19 protein-coding genes are annotated in these 24508 nt (G+C 67.6%); 13 read left to right on the forward strand and 6 right to left on the reverse strand.

From position 1 onward, the window contains the following. Positions 1 to 82: 82 nt before the first annotated feature. Both QZY44_RS25650 and QZY44_RS25655 read right to left on the reverse strand, forming a co-directional pair. On the reverse strand, positions 83 to 592 hold the full coding sequence (locus tag QZY44_RS25650; RefSeq protein WP_295454844.1) for a transporter suffix domain-containing protein: 510 nt from the start codon (positions 590 to 592) through the stop codon (positions 83 to 85). Then, complete coding sequence (locus tag QZY44_RS25655) at positions 585 to 893, reverse strand: hypothetical protein (protein ID WP_295454846.1); 309 nt, start codon at positions 891 to 893, stop codon at positions 585 to 587. The genes QZY44_RS25650 and QZY44_RS25655 overlap by 8 nt, the downstream gene beginning before the upstream one ends. A 296-nt stretch (positions 894 to 1189) precedes the next feature. Here QZY44_RS25655 and serS point away from each other — a divergent pair, with 296 nt between their 5' ends. The 7 genes from serS to QZY44_RS25690 all read left to right on the forward strand — a co-directional run bounded on the left by serS (position 1190) and on the right by QZY44_RS25690 (position 10033). After that, a complete protein-coding gene (gene serS, locus QZY44_RS25660; protein ID WP_295454848.1) occupies positions 1190 to 2464 on the forward strand; it encodes a serine--tRNA ligase in 1275 nt (424 codons plus the stop codon). 136 nt (positions 2465 to 2600) lie between these two features. After that, positions 2601 to 2969, forward strand: coding sequence for a 30S ribosomal protein S6 (rpsF, locus tag QZY44_RS25665; protein ID WP_295454850.1), 369 nt, complete (start codon positions 2601 to 2603; stop codon positions 2967 to 2969). A 41-nt stretch (positions 2970 to 3010) separates the two neighbouring features. After that, positions 3011 to 3244, forward strand: coding sequence for a 30S ribosomal protein S18 (gene rpsR, locus QZY44_RS25670; protein ID WP_100919619.1), 234 nt, complete (start codon positions 3011 to 3013; stop codon positions 3242 to 3244). Positions 3245 to 3272: 28 nt separating this feature from the next. Beyond that, on the forward strand, positions 3273 to 4226 hold the full coding sequence (locus QZY44_RS25675; RefSeq protein ID WP_295454853.1) for a hypothetical protein: 954 nt from the start codon (positions 3273 to 3275) through the stop codon (positions 4224 to 4226). Positions 4227 to 4283: 57 nt separating this feature from the next. After that, positions 4284 to 4730 carry a 50S ribosomal protein L9 gene (rplI, locus tag QZY44_RS25680; protein WP_295454855.1) on the forward strand — a complete coding sequence of 149 codons (447 nt, stop codon included), beginning with the start codon at positions 4284 to 4286 and terminating at the stop codon, positions 4728 to 4730. A gap of 265 nt (positions 4731 to 4995) precedes the next feature. Next, positions 4996 to 9102, forward strand: a complete 4107-nt coding sequence (locus QZY44_RS25685) for a CHAT domain-containing protein (protein ID WP_295454857.1) — start codon at positions 4996 to 4998, stop codon at positions 9100 to 9102. 145 nt (positions 9103 to 9247) lie between these two features. Further along, positions 9248 to 10033, forward strand: coding sequence for a DedA family protein (locus tag QZY44_RS25690; protein WP_295454859.1), 786 nt, complete (start codon positions 9248 to 9250; stop codon positions 10031 to 10033). 153 nt (positions 10034 to 10186) lie between these two features. Here QZY44_RS25690 and QZY44_RS25695 read toward each other — a convergent pair whose 3' ends face one another. Together QZY44_RS25695 and QZY44_RS25700 are read right to left on the reverse strand one after the other, a co-directional pair. Next, positions 10187 to 11437 (reverse strand): GGDEF domain-containing protein, encoded by a 1251-nt coding sequence (locus QZY44_RS25695; RefSeq protein WP_295454861.1) that lies wholly within the window; start codon positions 11435 to 11437, stop codon positions 10187 to 10189. A gap of 87 nt (positions 11438 to 11524) precedes the next feature. Beyond that, positions 11525 to 14866: a PAS domain S-box protein gene (locus QZY44_RS25700; RefSeq protein WP_295454864.1), complete on the reverse strand. Its 3342-nt coding sequence runs from the start codon at positions 14864 to 14866 to the stop codon at positions 11525 to 11527. A 134-nt stretch (positions 14867 to 15000) separates the two neighbouring features. Between QZY44_RS25700 and QZY44_RS25705 the strand changes: the two genes are divergently transcribed. After that, complete coding sequence (locus QZY44_RS25705) at positions 15001 to 15123, forward strand: hypothetical protein (RefSeq protein WP_295454866.1); 123 nt, start codon at positions 15001 to 15003, stop codon at positions 15121 to 15123. Next, a complete protein-coding gene (locus QZY44_RS25710; protein WP_295454868.1) occupies positions 15120 to 15836 on the forward strand; it encodes a response regulator transcription factor in 717 nt (238 codons plus the stop codon). Before QZY44_RS25705 ends, QZY44_RS25710 begins: the two co-directional genes overlap by 4 nt. 56 nt (positions 15837 to 15892) lie before the next feature. Here the strand turns inward: QZY44_RS25710 and QZY44_RS25715 are convergent, their stop codons facing one another. Continuing rightward, the gene (locus tag QZY44_RS25715; protein ID WP_295454870.1) at positions 15893 to 16315 is read right to left on the reverse strand and encodes a secondary thiamine-phosphate synthase enzyme YjbQ; all 423 of its coding nucleotides are present in this window, start codon (positions 16313 to 16315) and stop codon (positions 15893 to 15895) included. A 70-nt stretch (positions 16316 to 16385) separates the two neighbouring features. Here QZY44_RS25715 and recG point away from each other — a divergent pair, with 70 nt between their 5' ends. Then, the gene (gene recG / locus QZY44_RS25720; protein WP_295454873.1) at positions 16386 to 18515 is read left to right on the forward strand and encodes an ATP-dependent DNA helicase RecG; all 2130 of its coding nucleotides are present in this window, start codon (positions 16386 to 16388) and stop codon (positions 18513 to 18515) included. A 127-nt stretch (positions 18516 to 18642) separates the two neighbouring features. On the opposite strand, the gene QZY44_RS25725 is transcribed toward recG, so the two are convergent. After that, positions 18643 to 20934: a serine/threonine-protein kinase gene (locus QZY44_RS25725; RefSeq protein WP_295454875.1), complete on the reverse strand. Its 2292-nt coding sequence runs from the start codon at positions 20932 to 20934 to the stop codon at positions 18643 to 18645. A gap of 376 nt (positions 20935 to 21310) precedes the next feature. On the opposite strand from QZY44_RS25725, the gene speB reads away from it, so the two are divergent. The 3 genes from speB (at position 21311) to QZY44_RS25740 (ending at position 24319) form a co-directional block, all read left to right on the forward strand. After that, positions 21311 to 22336: an agmatinase gene (gene speB / locus QZY44_RS25730; RefSeq protein WP_295454878.1), complete on the forward strand. Its 1026-nt coding sequence runs from the start codon at positions 21311 to 21313 to the stop codon at positions 22334 to 22336. Between the two features lie 282 nt (positions 22337 to 22618). Then, positions 22619 to 23545: a 4-hydroxybenzoate octaprenyltransferase gene (ubiA, locus tag QZY44_RS25735; RefSeq protein WP_295454881.1), complete on the forward strand. Its 927-nt coding sequence runs from the start codon at positions 22619 to 22621 to the stop codon at positions 23543 to 23545. A 63-nt stretch (positions 23546 to 23608) separates the two neighbouring features. Beyond that, positions 23609 to 24319, forward strand: coding sequence for a thiol:disulfide interchange protein DsbA/DsbL (locus tag QZY44_RS25740; protein WP_295454883.1), 711 nt, complete (start codon positions 23609 to 23611; stop codon positions 24317 to 24319). Positions 24320 to 24508: the final 189 nt, after the last annotated feature.

The following is a 24508-nucleotide window of genomic DNA, read 5'->3' on the forward strand; positions in this document are numbered from 1 at the left end:
CAAACTTAAACCATGGGGCCAGATTATAACAGATTGAGCAAGAAAGGGGTTTGCGGTTTCTGGCCAGGCACTACCTAAGCGCTCAGTCCTTGCCCTCCCAGACGAAGATCCGCTGGACCTTCTCCCAGAATTCCCCGCCCATGATGAACATGCTGGCGATGAAGATCAGGTCCGCGGCGGCGAGAATCGGGATGCGCCCGCCTTCGGGCAGCAGACCGGGCAGATAGCCATAGATATACAGTGGCAGAATGCTCGCGAGCGACAGTGACAGGCCCAGATAGTATTGAAACTTGGACACCCGCGTCTCGATCACCAGGCCCCACAGGGCCTGTTTGACCTTGTCGGTGAAATAGCGCAGCGCGTCCTTGCCCAGGAGTGCCACCGCGACCAGGGTCAGCAACTCCGGGCCGCCGACCAGCAATCCGGTGGTGAGCAGGGCGGACCACTTGGCGGAGAGGCCGAGGAAGGGGATGACGATGACGAAGACCGGCAGGATGAAGGCCAGGACCAAGGCGGCCATCCCGGCGTAGGTCCGCGGGCCGCCGGTAAACGCGGACGGTTGGGGCGCGGCGGCGTCTTGCGCATCAACCATCGGCAGCTACGACATGATCGAGGGTCAGGCCGGCGGACTTGCGCCCATCCATCAGTAACCTCAGGCACCAGTTGGACACGGTGCAGATATTCATGGCGGTGAGGCCGGCAGGCGGCTCGTATTGCGGTGTCAGCTCATTGATATCGAACTCGACGCCGGTCAGGTTCCGGCTGTAGGGCCGGCGCCAGGCGGTGGTGATGCCGCCCCAGAGCGGTTGGTGGTCGATGGCGTCCAGGATGGTATTCATCGGCCCCGGATTCCAGCCGGGCCGCGGGTTCTTCGGGTCATACCTGCTGCTCATGATGCCCCTCCCCAATCAAATAAGGAGGACCCGCAGAGCAGGAAGGTCCTCCGTGGACGGAACCGGGTACTAGATTACCCCGGGCAATCACGGGAGTCTATCAGGCCCCGGGACTGGCTGCCGCCGGTGGGTGCGCGGCGGGATGCCGGGTTGGACTGCGGGGCGGATAGCGACCCCGCCGCATGTCGCCGCATGTCGCCGCGCGCGGGAGCGCGCGGCGACCGGTGTAGAATTGCGCCTGAACCCGGAAGCCGCCTGCCGGCCCGGCCCCTTTTCATCGAGACTGGTGACGCCACGTGTTAGACCCCCGCCTGCTTCGGACCGACCTTGCCCTGGTTGCCGCCCAACTCGCCCGCCGCGGGATGCAGCTGGATACCGCCCGCATCGAGGCTCTGGAGGGCGAGCGCAAGGGCCTGCAGGTCCGCGTGCAGGAACTCCAGAATGAGCGCAACACGAGCGCCAAGGCGATCGGCCGGGCTAAGTCGGCGGGTGAGGACGCGGCGCCGCTGTTGGCCGCGGTGGCCGACCTGGGGGCCGGGCTGAAGACCGCCGAGGATCGGCTCACCGCCATCCAGGACGAGATCGCCGAGATCGCACTCAGCCTGCCGAATCTGCCGGACGCCAGCGTTCCCGACGGTGCCGACGAGACCCATAACCGGGAGGAGCGTCGCTGGGGTGAGCCGACCCACTTCGACTTCACCCCCAAGGACCATGTGGACCTGGGTACCGCGCTCGGCTGGATGGACTTCGACCTGGCGGCCAAGGTGACGGGTGCGCGCTTCGTGGTCCTGTCCGGGCCGCTCGCCCGGCTGCAACGCGCGCTGACCCAGTTCATGCTGGACCTGCACACGCAGGAGCACGGCTATACCGAGGTCTATGTTCCCTATCTGGTCAACGCAGAGAGTATGCGCGGGACCGGTCAGTTGCCCAAGTTTGCCGCGGATCTCTTCAAAGTCCCGGGCGAGCGCGACTTCTATCTGATCCCGACGGCGGAGGTGCCGGTGACCAACCTGGCGCGCGATACCATCGTGGAGGCGGACGCCCTGCCGCGCCGCTGGGTCGCCCACACCCCGTGCTTCCGCAGCGAGGCGGGCTCCTCCGGTAAGGACACCCGCGGCATGATCCGGCAGCACCAGTTCGAGAAGGTGGAACTGGTGCAACTGGTGCGCCCGGCCGACTCCGCCGCCGCCCACGAGGCACTCACCGGCCACGCCGAGGCGATCCTGAAGCGCTTGGGCCTGCCTTACCGGGTGGTGACCCTGTGTACTGGGGATCTGGGCTTCTCCTCGACCAAGACCTATGACCTGGAGGTCTGGCTGCCCGGCCAGCAGACCTACCGTGAGATCTCCTCGTGCAGCAACTTCGGCGATTTTCAGGCGCGCCGGCTGCAGGCGCGCTGGCGTAACCCGGAGACCGGCAAGCCGGAGCTGCTGCACACGCTCAACGGTTCCGGGCTCGCGGTCGGCCGTACCCTGGTGGCGGTGCTGGAAAACTACCAGCAAGCGGACGGGCGGATCAGCGTCCCGCCGGCCCTGCGGCCCTACCTGGGCGGGACCCAGCTGCTCGGCTGACAGCGAATCAATGCTTTGACTCTGCCCGAGCACTCCGTATAATGCTCGGTTTCCCGCAATCCGGGAAACTCCTTGCCTCACCGTCCCCGGGTGGTCAACACCAGGACTGGAGGCTGCCAATCCGTGAGGAGCAGCAATGCGACATTTTGAAGTAGTCTTTCTGGTGCACCCGAGCCAGAGCGAGCAGGTGCCGGCCATGGTAGAGCGCTACCGTGGCAACCTGGAGAAGCGCGGCGGTGTGGTCCACCGGTTCGAGGACTGGGGCCGCCGGCCCTTGGCCTACCCCATCAACAAGGTCCACAAGGCCCACTATGTGTTGATGAACGTGGAGTGCGACCAGGAGGCGATCGACGAGCTGGAGAGTGCCTTCCGCTTCAACGATGCCGTCCTGCGCAACCTCATCCTGCGTCGCGACGCGGCGGTGACTGAGCCGTCCCCGCTGGTGAAGACCGGTGAGGAGCGCGAGCGTCCGGAGCCGCTTGGCGGCGACTTGGATAACGACTGAGACCGACCTCGGCCACCAACGAATTCAAAGGGCCAGATAAAATGGAAAATAGCTCCCGTTTCTTCCGTCGCAAGCGTTACTGCCGGTTTACCGCCGAAGGCATCGCCGAGATCGACTACAAGGACCTCAACCTGCTCAAGGCCTATGTGAGCGAGTCCGGCAAGATTGTGCCGAGCCGCATCACCGGCACCTCGGCCAGGTATCAGCGCCAGTTGGCCCAAGCGGTCAAGCGCGCCCGCTTCCTGGCACTGCTGCCATACACCGACGCGCATTGATCCTGATCCCGAGCCGCCTGGGCGCATCGTGCGCCCGGCACCGGCCAGGATTCACGCCCGTCCCTGGCCGATGAAGCCGCTGGCCCAATTCATCACGCGGGGACCGGCGCAGGCCGCGCTGGTCGCCTGGGGGACCGGGGTCCTGTCCCTGTTGCTGCCGTTCGTCGGGCTACTGAGTAGCGCGACGGTGGCCCTGGTCACCCTGCGCAATGGGAGCGGGTACGGGGTCAGGGTCGGCGCCCTGGCGGGCCTCGGTTGCATGGTGCTGTGTACCCTGCTGTTGGGTTCACCCTGGCCGGCCCTGGCGGTGGTACTGATCCTCTGGCTGCCAGTGTGGGTGCTCGCTGCGGTCCTGCGCTTTTCCCGCTCACTGGCGTTCACCGCCCAGGTGGCGGGGCTGGTCGGTGCCGGGGCGATGCTGGCGATTCACGTGCTGGTTGCCGATCCGGGCCACTATTGGCTGCGGCTGATGGAGCCCTTCCAGGCGGCCCTGGTCAAGGATGGCGGGCTGGACGCGGACGTGGCGCAGGCGCTCTTTGCGAGCCTGACCCCCTGGCTGACTGGGGCCTTTGCCGCGGCCCTGATGCTCCAGGTGTTGTTGGGCCTCTTCATCGGGCGCTGGTGGCAGGCCCAGGTCTACAACCCGGGCGGCTTCGGGGCCGATTTCCGGTCCTTTCGGCTACATCCATTGTTTGGTATCGCCGGGGTGAGCCTGGCGGTGGCTGGCGGCTGGTGGCCCGGTCCAGGCCTGATCACGGACCTGTTGCTCGTACTCTCCCCCCTGTGGCTGATGCAGGGGTTGGCGGTCATCCACCAACTGCACACGGAGCGCGGCGCGCACCGTCGCTGGCTGGTGGGTTTCTATGTGCTGTTGGTCGCATTCATGCCCCGCACCCTGGTGTTGGTGGCCTGTATCGGCCTGGTGGATATCTGGGCCGATCTGCGCGTGCGCCTCGGGCGGCGCCCCGACAGCCCAGGCTGACGGTGCGCGGGCCTCGGGCACGCGGCGGTTAACCCCTTAAGATTTGAGGAAAGCGAAGTGGAAGTCATCCTGCTGAAGAATGTCGGTGGTCTGGGCGCCCTTGGTGACAAGGTCAGCGTGCGCCCCGGCTACGGCCGCAACTATCTGGTCCCCGGCGGGCACGCCGTGTCCGCCACGGCCAAGAACCTGGAGGCCTTCGAGGCCCGTCGGGCGGAACTGGAGCGGGAGGCCGCCGCAAATCTGGCGAGTGCCGAGGCGCGCAAGGCCACCCTGGAAGGGGTGCGCGTCACCATCGCCCGCAAGGCGGGTGACGAGGGCCGTCTGTTCGGTTCCGTGGGCACCGGCGATATCGCCGCCGCCTTCACCGCCGCGGGTGTGGCCGTGGTCAAGGCCGAGGTGCGTCTCCCGGCCGCCTTGCGTGCCACCGGCGAGTTCCCGGTGACGCTGCGTCTGCACCCCGAGGTGGAGGCGACGGTGACGGTGGATATCGTTCCCGAAGGCTGATCCGGGCGAATTGATCGCCGCGGCAGGGATGCCGCCCAGGACCCGACCCGGCTCACGCCGGGCCGGGTTTTTGTGTTTTTCGCCGCCGCCAGGTACTACCTGGGAGCGCCGACATTCTGTCGGCGACGGCGCGCAGCGCCGTTGGACCTCGCGAAGGCCAACCCGTGGCGATTGACCGCAAGACGGCGAACCGCCTGCGGCGGTTGGCCGACAAAATGTCGGCGCTCCCAGCGAGCCCGCGTCCACTGTCGGCGACTCTCGCCGCATGGGAACCAAGCCATTTGCGCATCTGTGGCTTTTTTCGGATGATAGTCCCCGCCTGGCTGGCCGCGGACCGGTGCCGCCCGGCCGACCCCGGACCCATCGCAGGAGCACGCGCCGCCATGTCTGCCCGCTTCGACCTTGTCGTTACCGCCGACTACCCGGGCCGCACCGCGGAGTTCCGCCTGCTGGACGGCGCCGGCAATCAGCTCGCCTACCGCCAGACCGACTTCAAGACCATCCCGGTGGGGCGCCAACAGGGCCTCTTCGACCTGCGCGACTACCTGCGGCTCTATTGCGACGAGGCCGGCCAGCGTGCCGCCCTGGCCGAGATCGGCGTCTGCATCGCCGAGGAGGTCCTGGGCGCCGACATCTTCAAGGAGCTTTGGGCCGCGCGGACCCAGCGCACACTGCGCATCCAACTGCCCGGCGCGGCAGAGCGCGACAACCCGCTGGCCGCTGCCTGGCCCGGGTCCCCTGGGAACTGGCCCGCCCGGCCCCGGATGCCGAGAGCCTGGCCGAGCGCAACCTGCTGGTCCGTGTCGTCCATGACCGGCAGGACCCCGCCTCCACGCCCATGGACCTGGCGCCGGACGAACCGCTGCGCGTGCTGTTCGTCTTTGCCGAGGCGTGCGGCTCCCAGCCGCTCGGCATGCGCCGCGAGCGCCGTGCACTCCAGCGGTTCTTCGAGCAGGCGATCTACCCAAACCGCCAGGTCGTCGCCCACTTCTTGAGCCACGGCGTGACGCGGGAGCGGCTCATCGCCCAGGTCCAGGGCCACGGCGGCTACCACTGTGTCCACTGGAGCGGTCACGGCAATCTGAATCTGCTGGAACTCGCCAAACCCGGCGGGGCCAGCGACCCGATCTCCGGCCAGGACCTGCTCGATCTATTCCTGGACGCGGGCGGCCTGCTCCCGCGCCTCTTCCTACTCAGCGCCTGCCACTCCGGCGACCTGCTGCGCGTCCAGGACTGGGACGATTTTCTTGCGCTGGCCCAGGGCAAGGAGCCGGCCACCAAGCAGATCGCCGCCGACCTCACCCGCGACCTGGACCTGCAAGACCAGCCCGGCTACACCGGTACCGCCCACGCCCTGCTGCAAGGCGGCGTCCCGTCCGTGGTCGCCATGCGCTATGCCGTCGGTGACGACTATGCCCGTGAACTGGCCCTCAACTTCTACCGCGCACTGCTCGCCGACCCCAGGCCCAAGGACGCCGCTGCCGCGCTGACGCTCGCGCGCCGGGCGCTGCTCGATGGCCCGGCGCAGGCGCCGGCCTGGTTCCAGGTCTGCGACCATGCTACCCCGGTCCTCTATGGCGAGGAGGCGCCCGGGCTGACCTTGCGACCCGGCCGCGGCGGTGCGCCCGATCCGCGCGGCCGGCGGCTGCATCAGATCGCCGAGCTGACCACCGCGGCGCATCCGCACTTTGTCGGGCGCACCTGGGAACTGGCTACACTCGGCGCGGACTTCATTGGTACCGGCGCCGAGGCGCAAACCAAGCCCGTCGCCGTCATTGTCGGCCTGGGCGGCATGGGTAAGACCGCGCTGGCGGCCGAGGCACTGGACCTCTGGGAGCAGGGGTTCGACTGGGTCCTGACCTGGCAGGTCAAGCCCAGCCCGCTCGGGCTCGACGCCTGGCTGCGCGACATCGACCTCAAGCTCCGTGGCGAACTCGGCCGCTACCACGAGCACGTCAAGGCCCACCCGGCCGATGCCGTCCACCGCAACCCGGAGCCGGGCTTCACCGGCCCCGAGCGCCTGACGCGGCTCATCGACAACCTGGTCCGAGCACTGCGGGACGAGCCGATCCTGCTGCTGCTGGACAATTTCGAGACCAATCTCAAGCCCAGGCCGGAGCCCGGCCCTGATCCCACCGGCGCCAACCCGGTCTGGGCCTGCCAAGACCCGGCCTGGGACCAGTGCCTCGCGGCACTCGCCGCTGGTCTGGTCGGCGCCCATTCCCGCGTACTCATAACCAGCCGTCGGCCCCTGGCCGCGCTGGCGGGCGATGCCGCCATTGGTGTACTGCTCGGCCCACTGCCCGCCGCGGAGGCGACGCTCTATCTGCGCGAGCAGCCGACCCTGGGTGGGATGATCTTCGGTACCGACCCCGCCGAGCGGCAACTCGCCCGGCGCCTGCTCCATGCCAGCCGCTTCCATCCGCTCCTGATGGACCGGCTTGCGCGGCTGGCGGCGGACCCGGCCCTGCGCCCGCGGCTGCTGGCCGCGCTGGCGGCACTGGAAGAGGCCAAGGGCTTCGAGCGGCTCCCGGGGCTCTTCGCCATGCAGCCGGGGGATGCGGCGGAGCTTGCCTATCTGGACGATGCGCTGGGGCGGTCGATCGGGCAGTTGCTCGATGACCTGAGCCTGGAGGCGCGGCGGCTGTTGTGGGTCATTGCATTGGCTAATCAGCCCGAGACGCTCGGGCTGGTGCTGGGGGTTTGGGGTGGGCAGGATCAGGGGCTCGTTCCAGCCGCCCATGAGCCGGTCCGCACAGCGGACCTTACGGCAAGCCCGCGCACCGTAGGGTCCGCAGTGCGGACCCGCCCCGACGCGGTCCCGCTCCTGGCCCGGCTGGTCGCGCTGGGCCTCGTGACCGAGGAGCGGGCCGGCGAGTCAGACGAGAACCCCAACCTCGGCTGTCACGAGCTGGTGCGGGAGCGCATTCGCGACTGGATGCAGCGGCACCCGGCGGACCGGGCGGACCTGACTGAGGACGGCATACGCCTCGCCTATGCGCAGTGGCTGGAGTCGGCGTTCAAGGGGCTGCTGCACCAGGACATGACCAGGGCCATTCAGGCGGGCAACCGCGCACTGGTCTACTGCGTCCAGGCCGCGGCCTGGGAGCGGCTGGGCGGCTTTGCGAGTGACCTGGTTACCAGCACGAGCGACCCGGTGCTGCTCCAGGCACTGACCCCGCATCTGGAGACCGCCGCGGACCTGGCACCGGAGGGCCGGCCACGCTGGTCCTGCCTCTGCTACCTCGCCGATGCCCTGCGTAACGCCGGCCGCCCCGACGCCGGCCTGACGTTCTACGAGCAGGCCGCTGGCCAGGCCGGTGCCGCCGCGCAGGCGGGGGGCGAGTGCGCCAGGCAGGCCTGGTCGGACCTGGCCTGGATTAGCGGCAACTGGGCAAATGCACTCGGTGATGTCGGCGACCTCGACGGCGCCCGGCGGCGGCACCTCGAATCCGCCGAAGCATTCAAGAGGGCATGCAGACCCTCCGTTCATATCGTCGCCCACGAGTTGGAGGCCCTGCGCATTGACATCCAAGAGGGCCGGGCCGCCAGTGCCTTGCCCGAGGTCGAGCGGCGGCTCACCCAGGTCCAGGGGTGGTGGGAACGGCACCGCGCTGGCCACTCAGTGCCTGAGGCCCCGGATGCCGAGCCCCTCGCCCGCACCCTGATCGGCGCACTCGACATCGCCCGGCAGGCGGACTACGCGGAAAAGGACTGGGCATCCGCCCTGGTCCGCCTGGATGCCACCCTGGAGGCCCAGCGCGCACTGCAACGCCCGGCGGAGGACCTCGGCGCCACGCGGATGAACCGTGCCAATGTGCTGATGATGCTCGGCCGCCATGGCGAGGCCAAGGCCGAGTTGGAGGCCTGCCTTGTACTCTTCGAGAACAATCCCGCTTGTCGCGCCAAGGTGCTCGGCTCACTCGCCGACCTGTTCGACCGGCAAGGCGACCGCGCCCAGGCCATCACCCAGCTGCGCCGCGCGCTGGCCCTGTGCGAGCAGTTGCCGGCCCCCGCCGACCGCGCCAGCTCGCACAACAACCTGGCCGTCTATCTGGACGGCAGCGGCGCCCAGTCCGCACTCGGCGAATCGGCCGGCCACGACCTCGCCGCGCTCGCCTACTGCCTCGTCGCCGAGCTGGGGCAGCACCTCCAGACCTCGCTGCACAACTATGCCATCGTCTTCCGCCGCGCCCACGCCGCCGGCACCGAGCCCGCCATCCCCCTTCTCACCGAGCTGCTCGCCGACCCCGCCTTCGCCCCCCTGGCCCAGTGGCTGCGCCAGCGCCAGGTGGACCCGGCGAGTCTGCAAGCCGCCATCGACCAGGTCCTCGCCCAGGCCCGCCAGGCCGCCGAAGGCTCGGGTGGATAGGGCGCCCCCCGTCGCGCTCCTGGTTCCCACGCGCCGCGTGGGAATCCAGCTGCGGCGCGCCGCGCCGCGCCAAGCCCGCACCGCGGCGCGGTGCGGATGCATCCCCACGCGGCGCGTGGAGACGAGATCAACCGAGGTGTCCCAGATGATGCGTCACGCCAAGTCCTTTCTTCCCTTCGCCGCCGCGGCCCTGCTGTTGCTGGGGTCCACGCTGGGTGCCGCGGCAGCGGACCAGCCCCCGCCCGCTATCGCACCGCCTCAAGTCGCCGCGCCGCCCGCCACCACCGGGAGCCGCATCCGCGCTGAATTCCGCCACGAGCTCGCCCGCGTCCAGCCCTGGCTCGACCGCTACGGCGACGGCGCGGTCGCGCTCGCGGTGGGGGTGGAGGGGGTCGGCATCCCGGCGCCCGGGCAGACGCTGCTGGTGGCCGCCGCGCTGGACGCCGCCGCGCGCCCCGGGCTGAACATCGGTTGGTTGTTGCTCACCGCCTTTGTGGCGGCGGCCCTCGGCAACAGCCTGGGGTATCTGATCGGCCGGGTGGGCGGGCGCGCGCTGCTGCGGCGGTTGCGCGTGGATGAGCGGCATCTGCAACGGGTGGAGTCGGCCTTCGACCGCTGGGGGGGGTGGCTGATCGTCGGGGCCCGGTTCTTCGACGGGCTGCGTCAAATAAACGGCATCGCCGCGGGTATCCTGGAAATGCCCTGGTGGCGCTTCACGCAGTTCAATCTGCTCGGTGCGGCACTGTGGGTTGGCGTCTGGGGGCTGGGGGTCTATTACCTGGAGGAGCATCTGCACGCCATCCTCGCCCTGATGCACCGCGCGAACCCCTGGGTGGTGGGGGGGACGGCCGTCGGCTTGGTCCTCTTGATCGTCTTCCTGTGGCCGCGCGCGCCGCGGGCTGGAGCGCCGGACCGATCGGCGGGGATCTGAGTAGGGTCGGCTGCGCGGACCGATCCTGATTCCCACGCGCCGCGTGGGAATCCAGCCGCGGCGCGCCGCGCCCGGTGCGCACCGCGGCGCGGTGCGGAGGCATTCCCACGCGGCGCGCGGGAACGAGATCAGCGGACCCTACGGGGCTTTTGCCTAGGCGCAGATCTCCGCCACGTCACCCAGTCGGCCCGTCGGCTCCTCGTCCTGCAAGGGCTCGCTGCGGACCCGGTTGCGGCCTGCGTGCTTGGCTGCATACATGGCGAGGTCGGCCGCGCCCAGCAGTTCATCCATGGTCCGGTGGCGCTCATCCGTGCAGACGACACCGAACGAGCTGGTGATCCGCAACGCGGCCATGTGTGGGAATTTGGCCGGGTTCCCCTCCAGGCCGCCCCTGATCCGTTCGGCGACCCCGCGGGCCCCGGCGAGCGGGGTCTCGGGGAGTAGGATGATGAACTCCTCCCCGCCGAAGCGGGCGAGCAGATCGCTGCCGCGCAGGTGCCGATGGGCGGTCTCCACCACATGCCGCAGCGCCTGGTCGCCGATCCCGTGGCCATGGGTGTCGTTCACCTGCTTGAAGTGATCGATGTCGAACAGGATCAGCGACAGCGGGAGTGAGGTCTGGCGATGCCGTTGCAGTTCGGTCTCCAGTCGGGTGATGAAGACCCGGCGGTTGTAGGTCCCGGTCAGGGGGTCGCGCTCCGCGAGTTGTGTCAGTTGGGCGTTGGTTGAATGCAGGATGGTCTCGGTGCGCACGAAATCGAACAGCGGGAAACACAGCGCTAGCATGAAGATACCCATCAGGTCGATGAGCAACATGGCATAGAGGACCTGGCGGCGCAGCTCCGGCCCCAGGGCATCGCTGACCGCTACGCCGTACATCAAGAAGATGGTCCGCAGGATAAAGGCGGTCCCGATGATGACGATGGCGCCGATGATGATGCCCCCAATCAGGTTGTGCGGGTAGGCGTGGATGTAAAAGAGCCGCGCGACCGCCAGATAGGCGGCGCCGTTCAGACTGGAGGTCATGGCGCCGGGTACGGTCTCGTTGTCGATGAACACCACCAGTACCCAGAAGGCCAGGGTCAGGGTCACGGCGGAGCCGAGCAGTGTGAGCCCGAGTCCGGGCAGGCGCAGGAACTCGATCGTCGCACACAGCAGGCACAGCGGCAGCATGAGCAGCAGGATCTCCGCCACCGGCAGGGTCACCACCGTGACACCGTAGACATACTGTGAGAGGTTGAGCGCCCACCCGGTGGCGAAGGCGAGTGCCCCGACGGACAGCCAGGTGTAGGCGCGCTCTCCGCGTATTCGCCCGGCAATGGCCATGAAGATGCCGGTCAGCGTGAACACCGCGATGGAGACCAAGAGCAGGGTCGGCGGATCGATCAGCGAGAAGGGATACATGGCGCCTCGGCTTGGCCGTTGTGCAGGGTCTGTTCATTGCTGATTAGTTGCGGCCGGCGGGCGCCGCGACGACGTTGAGTGGCCACTTTACCGTTGATCCTCGCCCGTGGCACCGGGTTCGACCATGGCCTGGACCAATTGGATCAGCGTGCGGGGGTCGATCGGCTTGGTCAGGACGCGCGCCGTCGGGTCCAGGGCGGCGGCGTCCTGGGTCCCCGCGGCATCGCCGGTCATGAGGATGACCGGGAGTTCCGGGCGGTTGCCGCACAGCGCGCTGTAGAGGGCGAGCCCATCGAGTCGGGGCATGGTGATGTCCGACAGGACCAAGGCGATCCCGGGTGCTGCGGCCAGGCGGTCAAGCGCGTCGGAGCCGTCCACCGCGGTGATGACGCGCATGCCCGCCCCCTCCAGCACGCGGCTCAGTGAGTCGCGCACCCGGCGGTCGTCGTCGACCAGCAGGATCTGGGGTCGTGGCGGTGCGCCTGGCACTTGGCCAGGCGCCTCACCGGGCGCTGGGGGCCGCGGTGCGGTGAGGGCCGGGCCCCTCGTCGGCGTCGGGGCAGTGGACGGGGCGGCGTCCCCGGCCGCATGGGTCAAGGGTAGCCAGAGACGGACCTGGGTGCCGACACCGGGTGTCGAGCGGACTTGGATGGCGCCGTGGCTGCGCAGCGCGAACTCGCGCACCATAAAGAGCCCGAGACCGGTTCCGCGGCCCCGCGACTTGGTGGAGAAGAGTGGTTCGAAGATGTGCGAGCGCACCGCCGGCGTCATCCCGGTCCCGGTATCGCAGATACACAGTTCGGCGCGTTCCCCGTGGGCCAGGTCACCCACGTCCGGGGGCTGCGGGTCGTGGTCGGTGCGCACCGCGACCTCGAGCGTCAGACGCCCCTCGGCCCCCATCGCGTCGCGGCCGTTGTGCGCCAGGTTGAGCAGGGCGGCCTGGAGCAGGGCCGGGTTGGTCAGGGCGCTGACCCCGGGTTGCACCTCCAGTACCAGTTCAATGCCGGGCGGCAGCAGCCGGCTGAGCGCCGGCGCAAAGGCCGCCACCAGTGCCCCCAGATCGCACGGGCAGACCTCGATCTCCTCCCCGCGCCCCAGCGAGAGCAGACCCGAGGTGACGAGCGTGGCCTGGTCGATAGCGGCCTCGGTCTCGGTGAGGACGTTGCGCGCTTTTGAGCCGTCGGCGCCGGTGGGCAGCAGTTGCTCCAGATACGCCAGGTTGTTGCGAATGGCCCCCAGTACATTGTTGAAGTCGTGCGCGACACCGCCCGCCAGGTGGCCGATGACCTCGCGCTGGCGGGCCTGGAGCAGACCGTTTTGGACCGCGAGTTCGCGCAGGTTGGCACTGATGCGCTGCGCCACCAGTTGCAGAATCTGCTGTTCCGGTTGGTCGCACTCGGGGCAGCAGCGGCGATCCGCGAGGTCCAGCACACCCTGATGGACCTGACCATCGGCATCGCTCCAGGTCAGGGCCACCCGCGCCAGAAAACGCAGGCCAGTGCCGAAGGCCGGGTGGTACAGTGACTCGGGTTGAGGTACGGCCTGGCAGTGGAAGTCAGTCGCCAGGCTGCCCGCAAGTGCGACCTCGTCGTGGACGGTGAGTCTGGTTTTCCCCACGGCGGCCAGCAGCCGGTAACGTCCTCCCCGGACCTCGCCCAGGGCCGCGAGTTCGACTCCGATGGAGCGACAGCCGAAATTCAGGAATTTGGTGAGGTCCTGATCGGCGGGCTGGTAGCGGGTGGCCAGCTGGGAGAAGGCCTCAAGCTTGGCGCTATAGTGCTGCAGGGCCAGTTCGGCCGTGGCCCGTGCCTCTTCGGCCTGGCGCCGTTCGGTGATGTCCTTCACCAGACCCAGCGGGAGCGGCACCCCGTCGGTGCCGACCGGCAGCAGGGTGACGCTGAGCTCAACCCACACGGGGGTGCCGTCGGGCTTGAGAAAGCGCTTGGTCATCTGGTAACTGTCGCGGCGGCCCGCCATCAGTTCCCGAAACAGCTCCAGATCGGTGTCGATGTCGTCGTGATGGGTCAGGTCATCGAAACGCAGCGACTTGATGCTCGCGGCATCGCGCCCCAGCAGTCGCTCGAGTGCCGGGTTGACGAAGCGGGCGCGTCGGTCCGGCCCGAAGATGGCGATGCCCAGCGGTGCCTGCTCGAAGACCGCGCGGAAGCGCGCCTCGCTTTGTTCCAGGTCCTTGAAGTTTTGCCGCAGGGCCGACTCCATCCGCGCGAAGGCGGCGGCGAGTTCCGCGGGTTCGCGCAGGCGGCTCGGGCGCGGCGGCGGCGGCGGGTCAGTCTGTTCCAGGCGCGACGGGAGGCGCCCGGCGATGTCGGCCAGGGCGGCGATGGGTCGGCCGATCCGGCGGCTGATATAAAAGGCACCGGTCAGGGCGAGCAGGGTGATGACACCCAGTTGCCAGAAACCACCGAGTTGGACGCGTTGCAGGGTCTCCACCGCCTGGGTGGCCGCCAGTTCGGCGACCAGTTGCACCGGCTGACCGGCCAGGGTCAGGAGGGTCTGCATCCGGTAATGGCCCTTGCGCCAGCGTACCATGCGCGAGTATCCGGGGCGCTCGGCGAGTTCGACGGCGAGCGTGTCCGTCCGGCGCTCTTCGGGGCCGACCCGGTCCGCGGTCGCGGCGTCAATCGCCAGTTCGATCCCGCCGGCCTCCGGCAGCAAGGACGCGATGCGGGCCATGATCTGCGGCAGTGCGCCGCGCGCCGCCGCCAGGGTAGGTGGCGGGGGGAGGGCGGCGAGATCGGCGGCGCTGATGCGGGTTGCCAGCGTCAGGGTCTCGGCGACCTCCCGTTCCATCGTCTCGGTGAGTCGATAGTTCTGCCAGATGGTGACCCCAAGTGCCGGGGCCAGGGAGGCCAGCACTAGGGTGGTAAACAGGAAATCGCTGAACGAGACTGGTACCGGATGGCGGCGGAGCCGGCGGATGCCGATCACGAGCGCCCCGGCCAGGCTCGCATTGAGGACCCCATTGATGGCCTGTTTCAAGGCCACCAACAGGACCTCAGTGTGGCTCATGGCGAGCGGTCCGCCATAGAACATCCCTACCAGGGGAATGCCCAGGCACAACCAATACAGGGCGTCCAAGGCGGCCAGGGGCAGGACCTCGCCGTTTGGGCGCAGGTGCTGGCGCAGCACCCCGACGCTGGTGGCCTCGGCCACGATGATCAGCCAGGCGTAGGGGTGGTGCCAAAGTACGAGGGTGTAGGCGCCGCTTACCGCGGCGACCAGGATGCCCGCGCCGGTTCCCCGGCACTTGATGGCCAGCATCGCGAAGACCGAGCCGAATACCAGGTCCAGCCCATAGGGCAGGTGTAGATGTGCCAGGTTCCCGAGGCACGCGGCGACCGTGAGGCCAGCGAGCAGGGCGACATTGTGTACGTTGCGTGGTAGCCTGTGTTGATTCGGGTCCGGCACGACAGTCAATTCTCAGTGGGGCAGGCTATCTGTTAATTAATTTATGTAAATGATTGAAGTTCGGGGTGCAGCGTCGGGCGATAATGACGGACTAGCCGATAGACTTCGGCGGCGATCATACCGGATGCAGGCCCTTGAAACGCCACTTTGCACTGTTCAATGCCACCACCACCCCTGCGATCGGCCACGCGGCGCGGCTTGCGTCATGCCGTTGCGTGTGGGACGAGGCCAACCTGATCCGCGCGGTGCTGCCATGAACGAAATCCCGCGCATCATTATCGTCGAGGACGATGTTCCCCTGGCCCAAAGTCTGCTGCGGCTGTTGGTCGGCGATGGCTTCGACGTGGCCCTCGCGTTCAGCGGGGCCGAATTGCGGCGCCTGCTCGATCGCGGGGATGCCGATCTGGTGTTACTCGACCTCAACCTGGGGGTCGAGGACGGGATGGATATCGCCGGCGAACTGGGCGGGACCCGCTCGGTCGGTCTCATCATCGTCACCGGCCGCAAGTCCGATTGTGTCAGCGGGCTGGAGGCTGGGGCGGACGACTATGTGACCAAGCCGTTCGATCACCAAGAGTTGTGTGCCCGCATCCGCGCCGTGCTGCGGCGGCGTGAACGGGGGCGGGATGGGTTGGCGGTGCTGGCGCTCGGTCCCTACCGCTTGCACACGGCGCGGCGCTGTCTGAGCCGCGAGGGTTATCCGTTCTTGCTCGAATTCACCGCCCGGGAGAGTTCACTGCTCGCCTATCTCATGGCCCGTCCGGCAGAGTCGGTACACCGCGCGGACCTGACCCGCAACGAGTCCTGGACCCCGGACGACCGGGCGACCGATGTCCATATGAGTCATATCCGTCGCAAGTTGCAGGATGCCGGCATGGCGGAGCTCTGCATCCAGCCGGTGCGGGGCATCGGCTATCGGCTGACCCTAGTATTGGCGGGCCAAACGGCGCCGGACGGCGGCGAGTGTTGAGGCGCGCTGGGACGCGGCAGGACGCTAGAGTGGATTTCTCACGAGCCTCACGAGTCTCATGCCGCCTCACCGCTGATGGTCAGCAGCACCTGCCGATCGCGGGTGCCGGTGCGATGCTCGTACAGATAGAGGCCCTGCCAGGTGCCCAAGGCCAGGCGGCCGGCGCGCACCGGTAGCGTCAGGTCGGTCTTGGTGAGGATGCTGCGCAGATGGGCGGGCATGTCATCCGGCCCCTCGTTGCAGTGCTCAAAGCGTGGGTCGCCGTCAGGGGCCAGGCGCTGTAGGAAGGCCTCCAGGTCGCTGCGTACCGACGGGTCGGCGTTTTCGCAGAGGATCAGGGATGCACTGGTGTGCTGGAGGAAGCAGTGGCAGAGCCCGGCGCGGATTCGTGAGTCACGCACGCGCCGCGCAACGTCGGCGGTGATGTCGTAGGTGCCGCGACCGCGGGTGGTGACGCTGAGGTCGTGTTGGACGATCATCGTGGGCCTCTCAGAGGAAATGGTGCTACCGTCTCCCGATTGTCCAGTCCGGTGCCGATAAACGCCAGCGATGTCTGCTCTCGACCCACCCCCCGCCTCCCTGGATCGCCTGCCGGTCGCGGACCTGCAACGGGTGGGTCCGCGGCTGCTCGCGCGACTCGCCCGTTTGGGCATCCACAGTGTCCAGGACCTGCTCTTTCACCTCCCGGTCCGCTACCAGGACCGTACCTCGGTGGTGCCGCTCGCGCAGTTGCGCCCCGGGGTCACGGTGCAGGTGCAAGGGCAGATCAGTGAGGCCCAGATCAGCTACGGGCGGCGGCGCTCGCTCAAGGTCTGGATCACCGACGTGGCCGGTGGGGGTGCCGAGCGGGTCGGGGCCGGCGTCCTGCTGCGCTTTTTTCATTTTTCGCCCCAGCAGTTGGCTGCCTTGCGGCCGGGGGTGCGCCTGTCCTGCTACGGGGAGGTGCGCGAGGGACCGAGCAGCCTGGAGATCGTCCACCCGGAGTACCGTCTGTGCGGCTGCGATGAAGAAGAGTCGGCGGCGGACGCGCCGCGCCTGACGCCGATCTATCCCTCCACCGAGGGGTTGCAGCAGCCGTCCTGGCGGGGTCTGACCGATCAGGCCTTGGCGCTGCTCGCACAATGTGCCCCGGGTGAGTACCTGCCACCGGCCACCCTGGCCGGGTTTCAACTCCCGGACCTGCGCGCCGCGCTCAACTATCTCCACCGTCCGCCCCTGGACGCCAGCCTGGACGACCTGACCGAGCGCCGCCATCCGGCCTTCCTGCGTCTCGCCTTCGAGGAGTTGGTGGCCCATCAGGTGAGCCTGCGGCGGCTGCGGCTCGCCCATACCCGGACCCCGGCACCGATCCTGAGCGGTGACGGGGGGTTGCGCCAGCGTCTGCGTGAGGTGCTGCCCTTTGCGTTGACCCCGGACCAGGAGCAGGCCGTCGCTGAGATCGCTGCCGATCTGGCCCGGCCGCTGCCCATGCAGCGCCTGCTGCAAGGGGACGTAGGGTCGGGCAAAACGGTGGTGGCGGCCCTGGCGGCGCTTCAGGCGATCGAGTCCGGTCGCCAGGCGGCCCTGATGGTGCCAACCGAACTGCTCTCGGAGCAGCATTGGAAGGGGCTGGGCAACTGGTTCAAGCCGCTGGGTGTGGAGCCGGTCTGGCTGACCGGTCGGCATAAGGGGCGTGAGCGCACCGCCATCCTGAAGGCCATCGCCGAGGGCCGGGCGCCCTTGGTGGTGGGTACCCATGCACTGATCCAGCAGGAGGTGCGTTTTGCTGACCTGGGGCTCGCCATCATCGACGAGCAGCACCGCTTCGGCGTCCATCAGCGGATGCAGCTGCGGGAGAAGGGCGCCCAGGAGGGTGGGGCGCCCCACCAACTGATCATGACCGCGACCCCCATCCCGCGCTCGCTCGCTATGACGCTCTATGCGGATCTCGACCTGTCGGTAATTGCCAAGGCGCCACCGGGGCGCACCCCCATCGTCACCGTGGCGCTGCCGGACGAGCGGCGCGCGGCGGTGATCGCGCGTGTCCAGGATGCCTGTGCCGCCGGGCGCCAGGCCTATTGGGTCTGTACCCTGATCGATGAATCGGAGGCACTCCAGGCGCAGGCCGCGCAGGAGACTGCCCAGCAACTCGGTGAATGGCTGCCGGGGGTGCGGGTTGGTTTGGTGCATGGCCGGCAACGGGCCGTGGAGCGGGAGTCGGTGATGGCGGCCTTTGCGGCGGCGGAGCTGGATCTCTTGGTGGCCACCACGGTGATCGAGGTGGGCGTGGATGTACCCAATGCCAGCCTGATGATCATCGAGAACCCGGAGCGGTTGGGGCTCTCACAACTACACCAGTTGCGCGGCCGGGTCGGGCGCGGTGCGGCGCAGAGCCATTGTGTGCTGCTCTATCATGCACCATTGACCGCCCAGGCCGGCGAGCGCCTCGCCCTGATCCGCTCCACCTTGGACGGTTTTCGCATCGCGGAGGAGGATCTGAAGATGCGTGGGGCCGGTGAGGTCCTGGGGACGCGGCAGACCGGCAGCCTGGAGTTCCGCGTTGCCGACCCGTTGCGCGACCAACACCTCGTCAGCGCGGCCCAGCGGGCGGCGGACCTGATCCTTGCCAGCCACCCGGAGCTGGCGGACCCATTGATTCAACGCTGGCTTGGCCGGCGGGGAGAGTTCGGGGTGGTGTAGGCCTTGACCATCGCTCCGGCCATTGATCCACGCGGCACACAGTGCCGCGACTCTGGGGGCGCCGCACCCCAGTGCGGCCCAGTCTCACAGTAAACCGCAACGCTGCGATGCTGCCGAGCTGGCCGTTCTAATCGCTGCCCAGGCGTTGCATCTCAGCGAGTGCGGCCTTCGCATCGGCATTTTTTCCATCGGCCGCTATGCGAAACCACAGCAATGCCTCCTGTCTGTCTTTCGCTACCCCGAGGCCATCCCGATACATCTCCCCGAGGCTGTTCGCGGATTTCATATTATTTTGTCTTGCCGACCTCCGGAACCATCTGATAGCCTCCGCGCCGTCGCACTCTACGCCGCGGCCGTCGCGGTAGATCTCGCCGAGGATACCTGCCGCATCCTGACCAGCAATAAACATAAGATTTGCGTCATCTTTCTGTTCGTCGGCCTGACGCAACCACCTGACCGCCTCGCGTCCGTCATACACGGCGCTGTTGGTATCCGCAAGCAATCTGCCCAGCTCGTATTGTGCGTAATAATTGCCCTGCTCCGCGGCCTTCAGGTACCATTTCACAGCCTCGCGATCGTCACGCTCCAAGCCCTTGCCCGACAGGTAAAGGCGAGCAAGGTCAGTCTGCCCGTGCGCATCGCCCTGCTCGGCAGCCATCCGGTACCAATGTGCCGCCTCCCGCCCATCCTTCGTGTCGTATTTCCCGAGCGCGTTTTGTGCGTCCACATTCCCGCGCTCGGCCGCCTTCTGGAGCGATTCCAACTCCTCCGCCGCTCGCCTGCCTCCGATGTGCCCCAAAGATATCCCGAGGATGACCGATTCCGCCTGCGCATAACCCTGCTCGGCCGCTTTGTGGAACCAGCGCAGCGCCTCATCCCCGTCCTTCTTCAGGCCGCGACCGCTGTCATACATGCGCCCGAGATTGTATTCACCATAGACATTGCCCTGCTCGGCGGCCATGCGATACCACCCGACCGCCTCCTGGTCGTCGCGTGTCACGCCCCGACCCTCCTCGTACGAAGTTCCGAGGAAATTTTGTGCATTGGCCCGGTTCTCGCAATCCCGGTCGGCGCAACCGGCAAGGTAGTCCTGGTACGATTGTGCCGTATTGGCCGCCGCGGCCTTGGCGTACTCGGCCGCGTCGGCCGCGCGGACTACATCCGCGGCCTGTTTGATTGCCGCCAATTCCGCGCTCCGCTGCTCGGCCTGCGCCCGCTGGCCACAACCGTGCTCGGCGCAGCCGCCGAGATAGGCGTCGTAGGCCACGGCGGTGTCCGCCGCGCTCGCCGTCTCATAGGCCTGGCGGTCAGCGGCCCGGTGCAGACTCGCCTGGACCTCCCGGTATTGGTACCAGGCGCCCAGTCCGATCAGTAGCAGGACCCCCAGGGCGGCGACCAGCCATGGCCAGCGTCTGCGGTTCGGGTGCGCGGGCTGGGCCGCACGGTCGAGCAGGGTCCGGAAGGCCTCCACGGTCCGCGGCCGGTCCTCGGGGGCCAAGGCGAGCGCCGCCGCCAAGGCGTCGCTGAGCGGCTTGGACACCCCGAACTCGGCTGCGGGCCTCAGTGTGGCACCGGCCAACCGGGCGATCGAATCCGGCAAGGTCTTGCCGGTGACCAGCCGGTAATGGATCGCGGCGGCCGAGTAGATGTCGGTCCAGGGGCCTTGCTCGCCCTTCTCGTGGTATTGCTCGATGGGCGCATAGCCGGCCGTATAGACGACCGTGAGGGTGCGGGCGCGCCCGTCGGGTGCCTGACGGGCGGCCCCGAAGTCGATCAGGATGGGGCGCGGTGCGCTCCCCGCGGTCGCGGCCAGATAGATGTTCTGGGGCTTGAGGTCGCGATGCAGGAAGCCCTTGGCATGGACCGCCCGCAGTCCGTCCAGGACCCGGAGCATCAGCTCCTGCGCGACCGGCTCGGGGAGCCGCCCGCCCCGCTCCACGCGCTCGGCGAGTGTCTGGCCCTCGTAGTAGTCCATGACCAGGTAGGCGGTGCCGTTGGCGGTGAAGTAGGCGCGTACCCGCACGACATTGGGGTGGTCGAGCTGGGCCAAGGTGCGCGCCTCGCCGATGAAGCGGTCGAGCCCATACCTGAACAGCTCGCCCTCTTCCCGGGAGTGCGGGGATACGTTCGGGCGGTCCGGGTCGCGTCCGGCCCATTCGCGGGGCAGGTATTCCTTGATCGCCACCCGGGTCTCGAGCCCCAGATCCCAGCCCAGATAGGTGATGCCGAAACCGCCCGGTTTGCCGAGCACCCGGCCGACCAGGTATTGGCCGTGCAAAGGCGTGCGGTGCGGCAGCAGAAAGTGCGCGCGCTCGGCCCGCTCGTCATAGCCGCAGTCCGGACAGGGGTTGGCCGCGCCCTGGGCGGTGAAACAGCCGGGACAGCGTGCGTCCGCGGGGGATCGCGTTCTTGATTCCATGTGCTCGGCGGTTCCGGTCTTGTGGTGATGGATCGGGTCCGGTCTGGGTGCCTCGATGGCCAGTCAGGCAAACCAAGCCGGTCCCGGGCGCGCGGGCCTTGCAGGACCCACGTGTTTTTCTCCAGCTAATCAATCATACCGCAGATCAGACGGCGGTCCGAGGGCCTGCGTAATCCATTCCAGTCCGATCGAGGTTTCTCGTCTGCGGCGACTCTAACTCCGGGCTACCTGATACGGCCATAAGCATCTGGACATCTACGAAACAATGGGTTAAGTTATTTTGATGGCGTGATTTGCGCGGCCCTGGCCGCAACTTGGGCCCAACGCCAGCCTATCTTGCGTATCGACGTGGCCTGACAACCGGTGGAGATATGATATGAATGGTGACAATCGTCTGAATGACTCTTTGCCCACTGACCCGGATGCCGCTTTCAATGAGATCGCGGCCCAGTCCCTGACCCCGGTCAGTCCGCTGGTGCTCGAACCGCCTTATGTGGGGATTGCCACCTTTTACCGTTTGCCCCATCAGGAGGCACCGGAGGGATTGGATATCGCGCTCGTCGGGGTTCCCTATGACGGTGGGCTCACCGGCCGCACCGGTACGCGCGGCGGGCCGCGGGCCGTGCGCGATGCATCCTGCGTGGTGGGTGGTTTCGAGCACCAGAGCCATCTCATCCCCAGCGCCATCTGCCGTTGCGCCGACCTCGGCGATGTGCTGATACACAATCGTTATCATCATGATGACGCTATCGCCGAACTGGAAGTCTATTACCGCCGGCTGACCTCTGCCGGGGTCGTGCCGCTCACCTGCGGCGGTGATCACTCCATTACCTTGCCGATACTCAAGGCGCTGGGCGCGCAGCGGCCGGTCGGCCTGATCCATTTCGACGCACACTGTGATACCGCGAGCCCCATGCATGGCAGCCGATTCCACCACGGTGCCCCCTTCAGGCAGGCGGTGGAGGCCGGCGTACTCGACCCTGGCCGTACCGTGCAGATTGGCATCAGGGGCAGAAGCGAGCTGCTGTGGGCCTTTTCCTACGAGAGCGGCATGCGGGTGATCCATGTGGAGGAGGTCTATGAGATGGGCTGGAAGGCCGTCGTCGCCGAGGTCCGCCGGATCATTGGTGACTGGCCGGTGTACTTGAGCTTCGACATCGATTGTCTCGACCCCGCTTACGCCCCGGGCACGGGCACACCAGAGGTCGGCGGTATCACCAGCTTCGAGGCCCAGCAAATGATTCGCGGCCTGCGCGGCCTGAATTTCGTCGGCGGCGACCTCATGGAAGTATCCCCACCTTTCGATAGTGCAGGCATCACGGCCCTGGCCGGGGCGGACCTGCTGTTCCAGATATTTTGTGTGGTCGCTGATGGCGTCGCCCAACGCAAGGCGGGACAGTAACGACCATGGCGCCCGCACCACCCCTCCCCGGCCCTCCCCCAATAGGGGAGGGAGAACTGGGGCGCGCTCCCCGCGCGACTTTCACGGTAAGCCCTTGGGCGACCGGCCTGGGGAAAAAAATCGCCCTCGCACAATGCCAATAAGGGGAACGACGGACACATCGACGGGCGTAGGCCATGCCCCCTCTGCACGCACTGTCGCCGCTGCGCCCGTCGATCGGCGATCGTGCGATAATCGCGGCCGCGTCCCGTTGGCCTCCTGCGATGATGTAGTCTCCTGATCATGCCGTCTACAGATGTCCCCCAAGTCAAGATCGGCGACCCCCGCCCCACGCCGAGCCCCACGGTGTGGCGCGAGCGCCTGCGACACTATTACTACCTGGTCCGCCTGCATCGCCCCATCGGGACCTTGCTGCTCATGTGGCCGGGCATGTGGGCACTGTGGTTGGCGGGGGATGGCAGTCCGCCCTGGTCCGTGGTCGTGATCTTTGTCCTCGGGATGGTGCTGATGCGCTCCGCCGGCTGCGCCATCAACGACTTTGCCGACCGCGACTTCGATGCCCATGTGGCCCGCACCAAGCAGCGACCGCTGGCCACCGGCGCGATCCGTCCGGGCGAGGCGGTCGGGGTCTTCGTGGTGCTCTCGCTCGTCTCCTTTGGCCTGGTGCTGCTGCTCAACTGGCAGACAGTGGCGCTCTCGACCGTCGCCGTCGCGCTGACCGCGATCTATCCCTTCATGAAGCGCTTCACTCATCTACCCCAGGTCTTCCTGGGGGCGGCCTTCGGGTGGGCCATCCCGATGGCCTACATGGCGGTAACCGGCGCGATCCCGGTGACCGGCTGGGTGCTCTTTATCGCGACCCTCATCTGGTCACTGATCTACGACACCCAATACGCCATGGTGGACCGGGAGGATGATCTGAAGATCGGTATCAAGTCCACTGCCATCCTGTTCGGCGAGCAGGATCGGCTGGTGATCGGTCTGCTCCAGGTTCTGATGCTGGCCCTGCTATTTTGGGTCGGCCTGCAGGCTGGACGGGGCGTCTGGTACCTGGGAGGGCTCAGCGTCGCCGCGGGTCTTGGGCTCTACCAGCAATGGCTGATCCGCGACCGCGAGCCGTCGGCCTGTTTCCAGGCATTTCTCAACAACAACTATTTCGGCCTGGCGGTGTTTGTGGGACTGGTGCTCGACTATGCCGTCGGTGCCTGAGGTCGCCGGCCATGGTGGTCGGCGCTCCGCCAAATAAGATCGTCCGTAAATGAATTTGAACAAATGAGGATTGAGACAATGTTCCGTAGCCTGCGTATACCCTCCCTGGTTGGCATCGTGGCCGCCTTATTGCTGTCGATCGGCTCGGCCTGGGCGGCCGATGAGGGTCCCGGCTATGCGACCTTGTCGCCGCCCGTACCGACCGCGACCGGGGATCAGGTTGAGGTCGTGGAGGTCTTTTCCTATACCTGTCCCCATTGCTGGCACCTGGAGCCGATGATGGCGAGCTGGGTCGGCACCAAGCCCGAGGGTGTCGTCTTCCGTCGGCAGCCAGGTACCGGTGGCCGCTGGGACCCGCAGGCCCGCGCCTATTACGCGGCCGAGTCGCTGGGTAAGCTCGATGTGTTCCATCCGGCCCTGTTCAAGGCCATGCAAGTGGACCGGCGGCCCATCCTCAAGGAGGACGATCTGGTCAAGTTCGCGGGCGAGATCGGGATCGATGAGAAAGAATTCCGTGCGGCCTACAACTCATTCACGGTTGAAACCAAGCTGCGCAAGGCCACTGACCTGAGCACCCGCTATGGTATCGACGGGGTGCCCGCGGTGATCGTCAACGGCAAGTACCGTACCAGCCCGGCCCAGACCAATGGCCCGGAGCCGATGTTTGCGGTCCTGAACACCCTGGTGGCGCAGGAAATTGCCGCCAAGGCGCCGGCTGCGCCCGCGGCGGCAGTGCCTGCTGCAGCGCCTGCCGCGGCGGCTCAGCCCAAGTAAAGACGCTCGGCCGAGGGGTTGCTCCTACCCCGTAGGAGCGGCCCCCCGGCCGCGACGGGTGGCCGCCTGCGCCGGTGGCCGGAGTTATGACCAAGGCCCGCCTCGGCCTTGGTCATCATTTCGGCCAGGGGCGATAGGTCCGCACAGCGGACCCTACGACGGCGGCCTGCCCGTAGGGTCCGCTGTGCG

Source organism: uncultured Thiodictyon sp., from assembly GCA_903837595.1.
Lineage (GTDB): Bacteria > Pseudomonadota > Gammaproteobacteria > Chromatiales > Chromatiaceae > Thiodictyon.

What these genes read in the sequence shown, in the direction of transcription:
- QZY44_RS25650 (WP_295454844.1), bottom strand. Translation starts at nt 592, where the DNA reads ATGGTTGATGCGCAAGACGCCGCCGCGCCCCAACCGTCCGCGTTTACC.
- QZY44_RS25655 (WP_295454846.1), bottom strand. Translation starts at nt 893, where the DNA reads ATGAGCAGCAGGTATGACCCGAAGAACCCGCGGCCCGGCTGGAATCCG.
- rpsF (WP_295454850.1), top strand. Translation starts at nt 2,601, where the DNA reads ATGCGACATTTTGAAGTAGTCTTTCTGGTGCACCCGAGCCAGAGCGAG.
- rpsR (WP_100919619.1), top strand. Translation starts at nt 3,011, where the DNA reads ATGGAAAATAGCTCCCGTTTCTTCCGTCGCAAGCGTTACTGCCGGTTT.
- QZY44_RS25685 (WP_295454857.1), top strand. Translation starts at nt 4,996, where the DNA reads ATGGGAACCAAGCCATTTGCGCATCTGTGGCTTTTTTCGGATGATAGT.
- QZY44_RS25690 (WP_295454859.1), top strand. Translation starts at nt 9,248, where the DNA reads ATGATGCGTCACGCCAAGTCCTTTCTTCCCTTCGCCGCCGCGGCCCTG.
- QZY44_RS25695 (WP_295454861.1), bottom strand. Translation starts at nt 11,437, where the DNA reads ATGTATCCCTTCTCGCTGATCGATCCGCCGACCCTGCTCTTGGTCTCC.
- QZY44_RS25710 (WP_295454868.1), top strand. Translation starts at nt 15,120, where the DNA reads ATGAACGAAATCCCGCGCATCATTATCGTCGAGGACGATGTTCCCCTG.
- QZY44_RS25715 (WP_295454870.1), bottom strand. Translation starts at nt 16,315, where the DNA reads ATGATCGTCCAACACGACCTCAGCGTCACCACCCGCGGTCGCGGCACC.
- recG (WP_295454873.1), top strand. Translation starts at nt 16,386, where the DNA reads ATGTCTGCTCTCGACCCACCCCCCGCCTCCCTGGATCGCCTGCCGGTC.
- QZY44_RS25725 (WP_295454875.1), bottom strand. Translation starts at nt 20,934, where the DNA reads ATGGAATCAAGAACGCGATCCCCCGCGGACGCACGCTGTCCCGGCTGT.
- speB (WP_295454878.1), top strand. Translation starts at nt 21,311, where the DNA reads ATGAATGGTGACAATCGTCTGAATGACTCTTTGCCCACTGACCCGGAT.
- ubiA (WP_295454881.1), top strand. Translation starts at nt 22,619, where the DNA reads ATGCCGTCTACAGATGTCCCCCAAGTCAAGATCGGCGACCCCCGCCCC.
- QZY44_RS25740 (WP_295454883.1), top strand. Translation starts at nt 23,609, where the DNA reads ATGAGGATTGAGACAATGTTCCGTAGCCTGCGTATACCCTCCCTGGTT.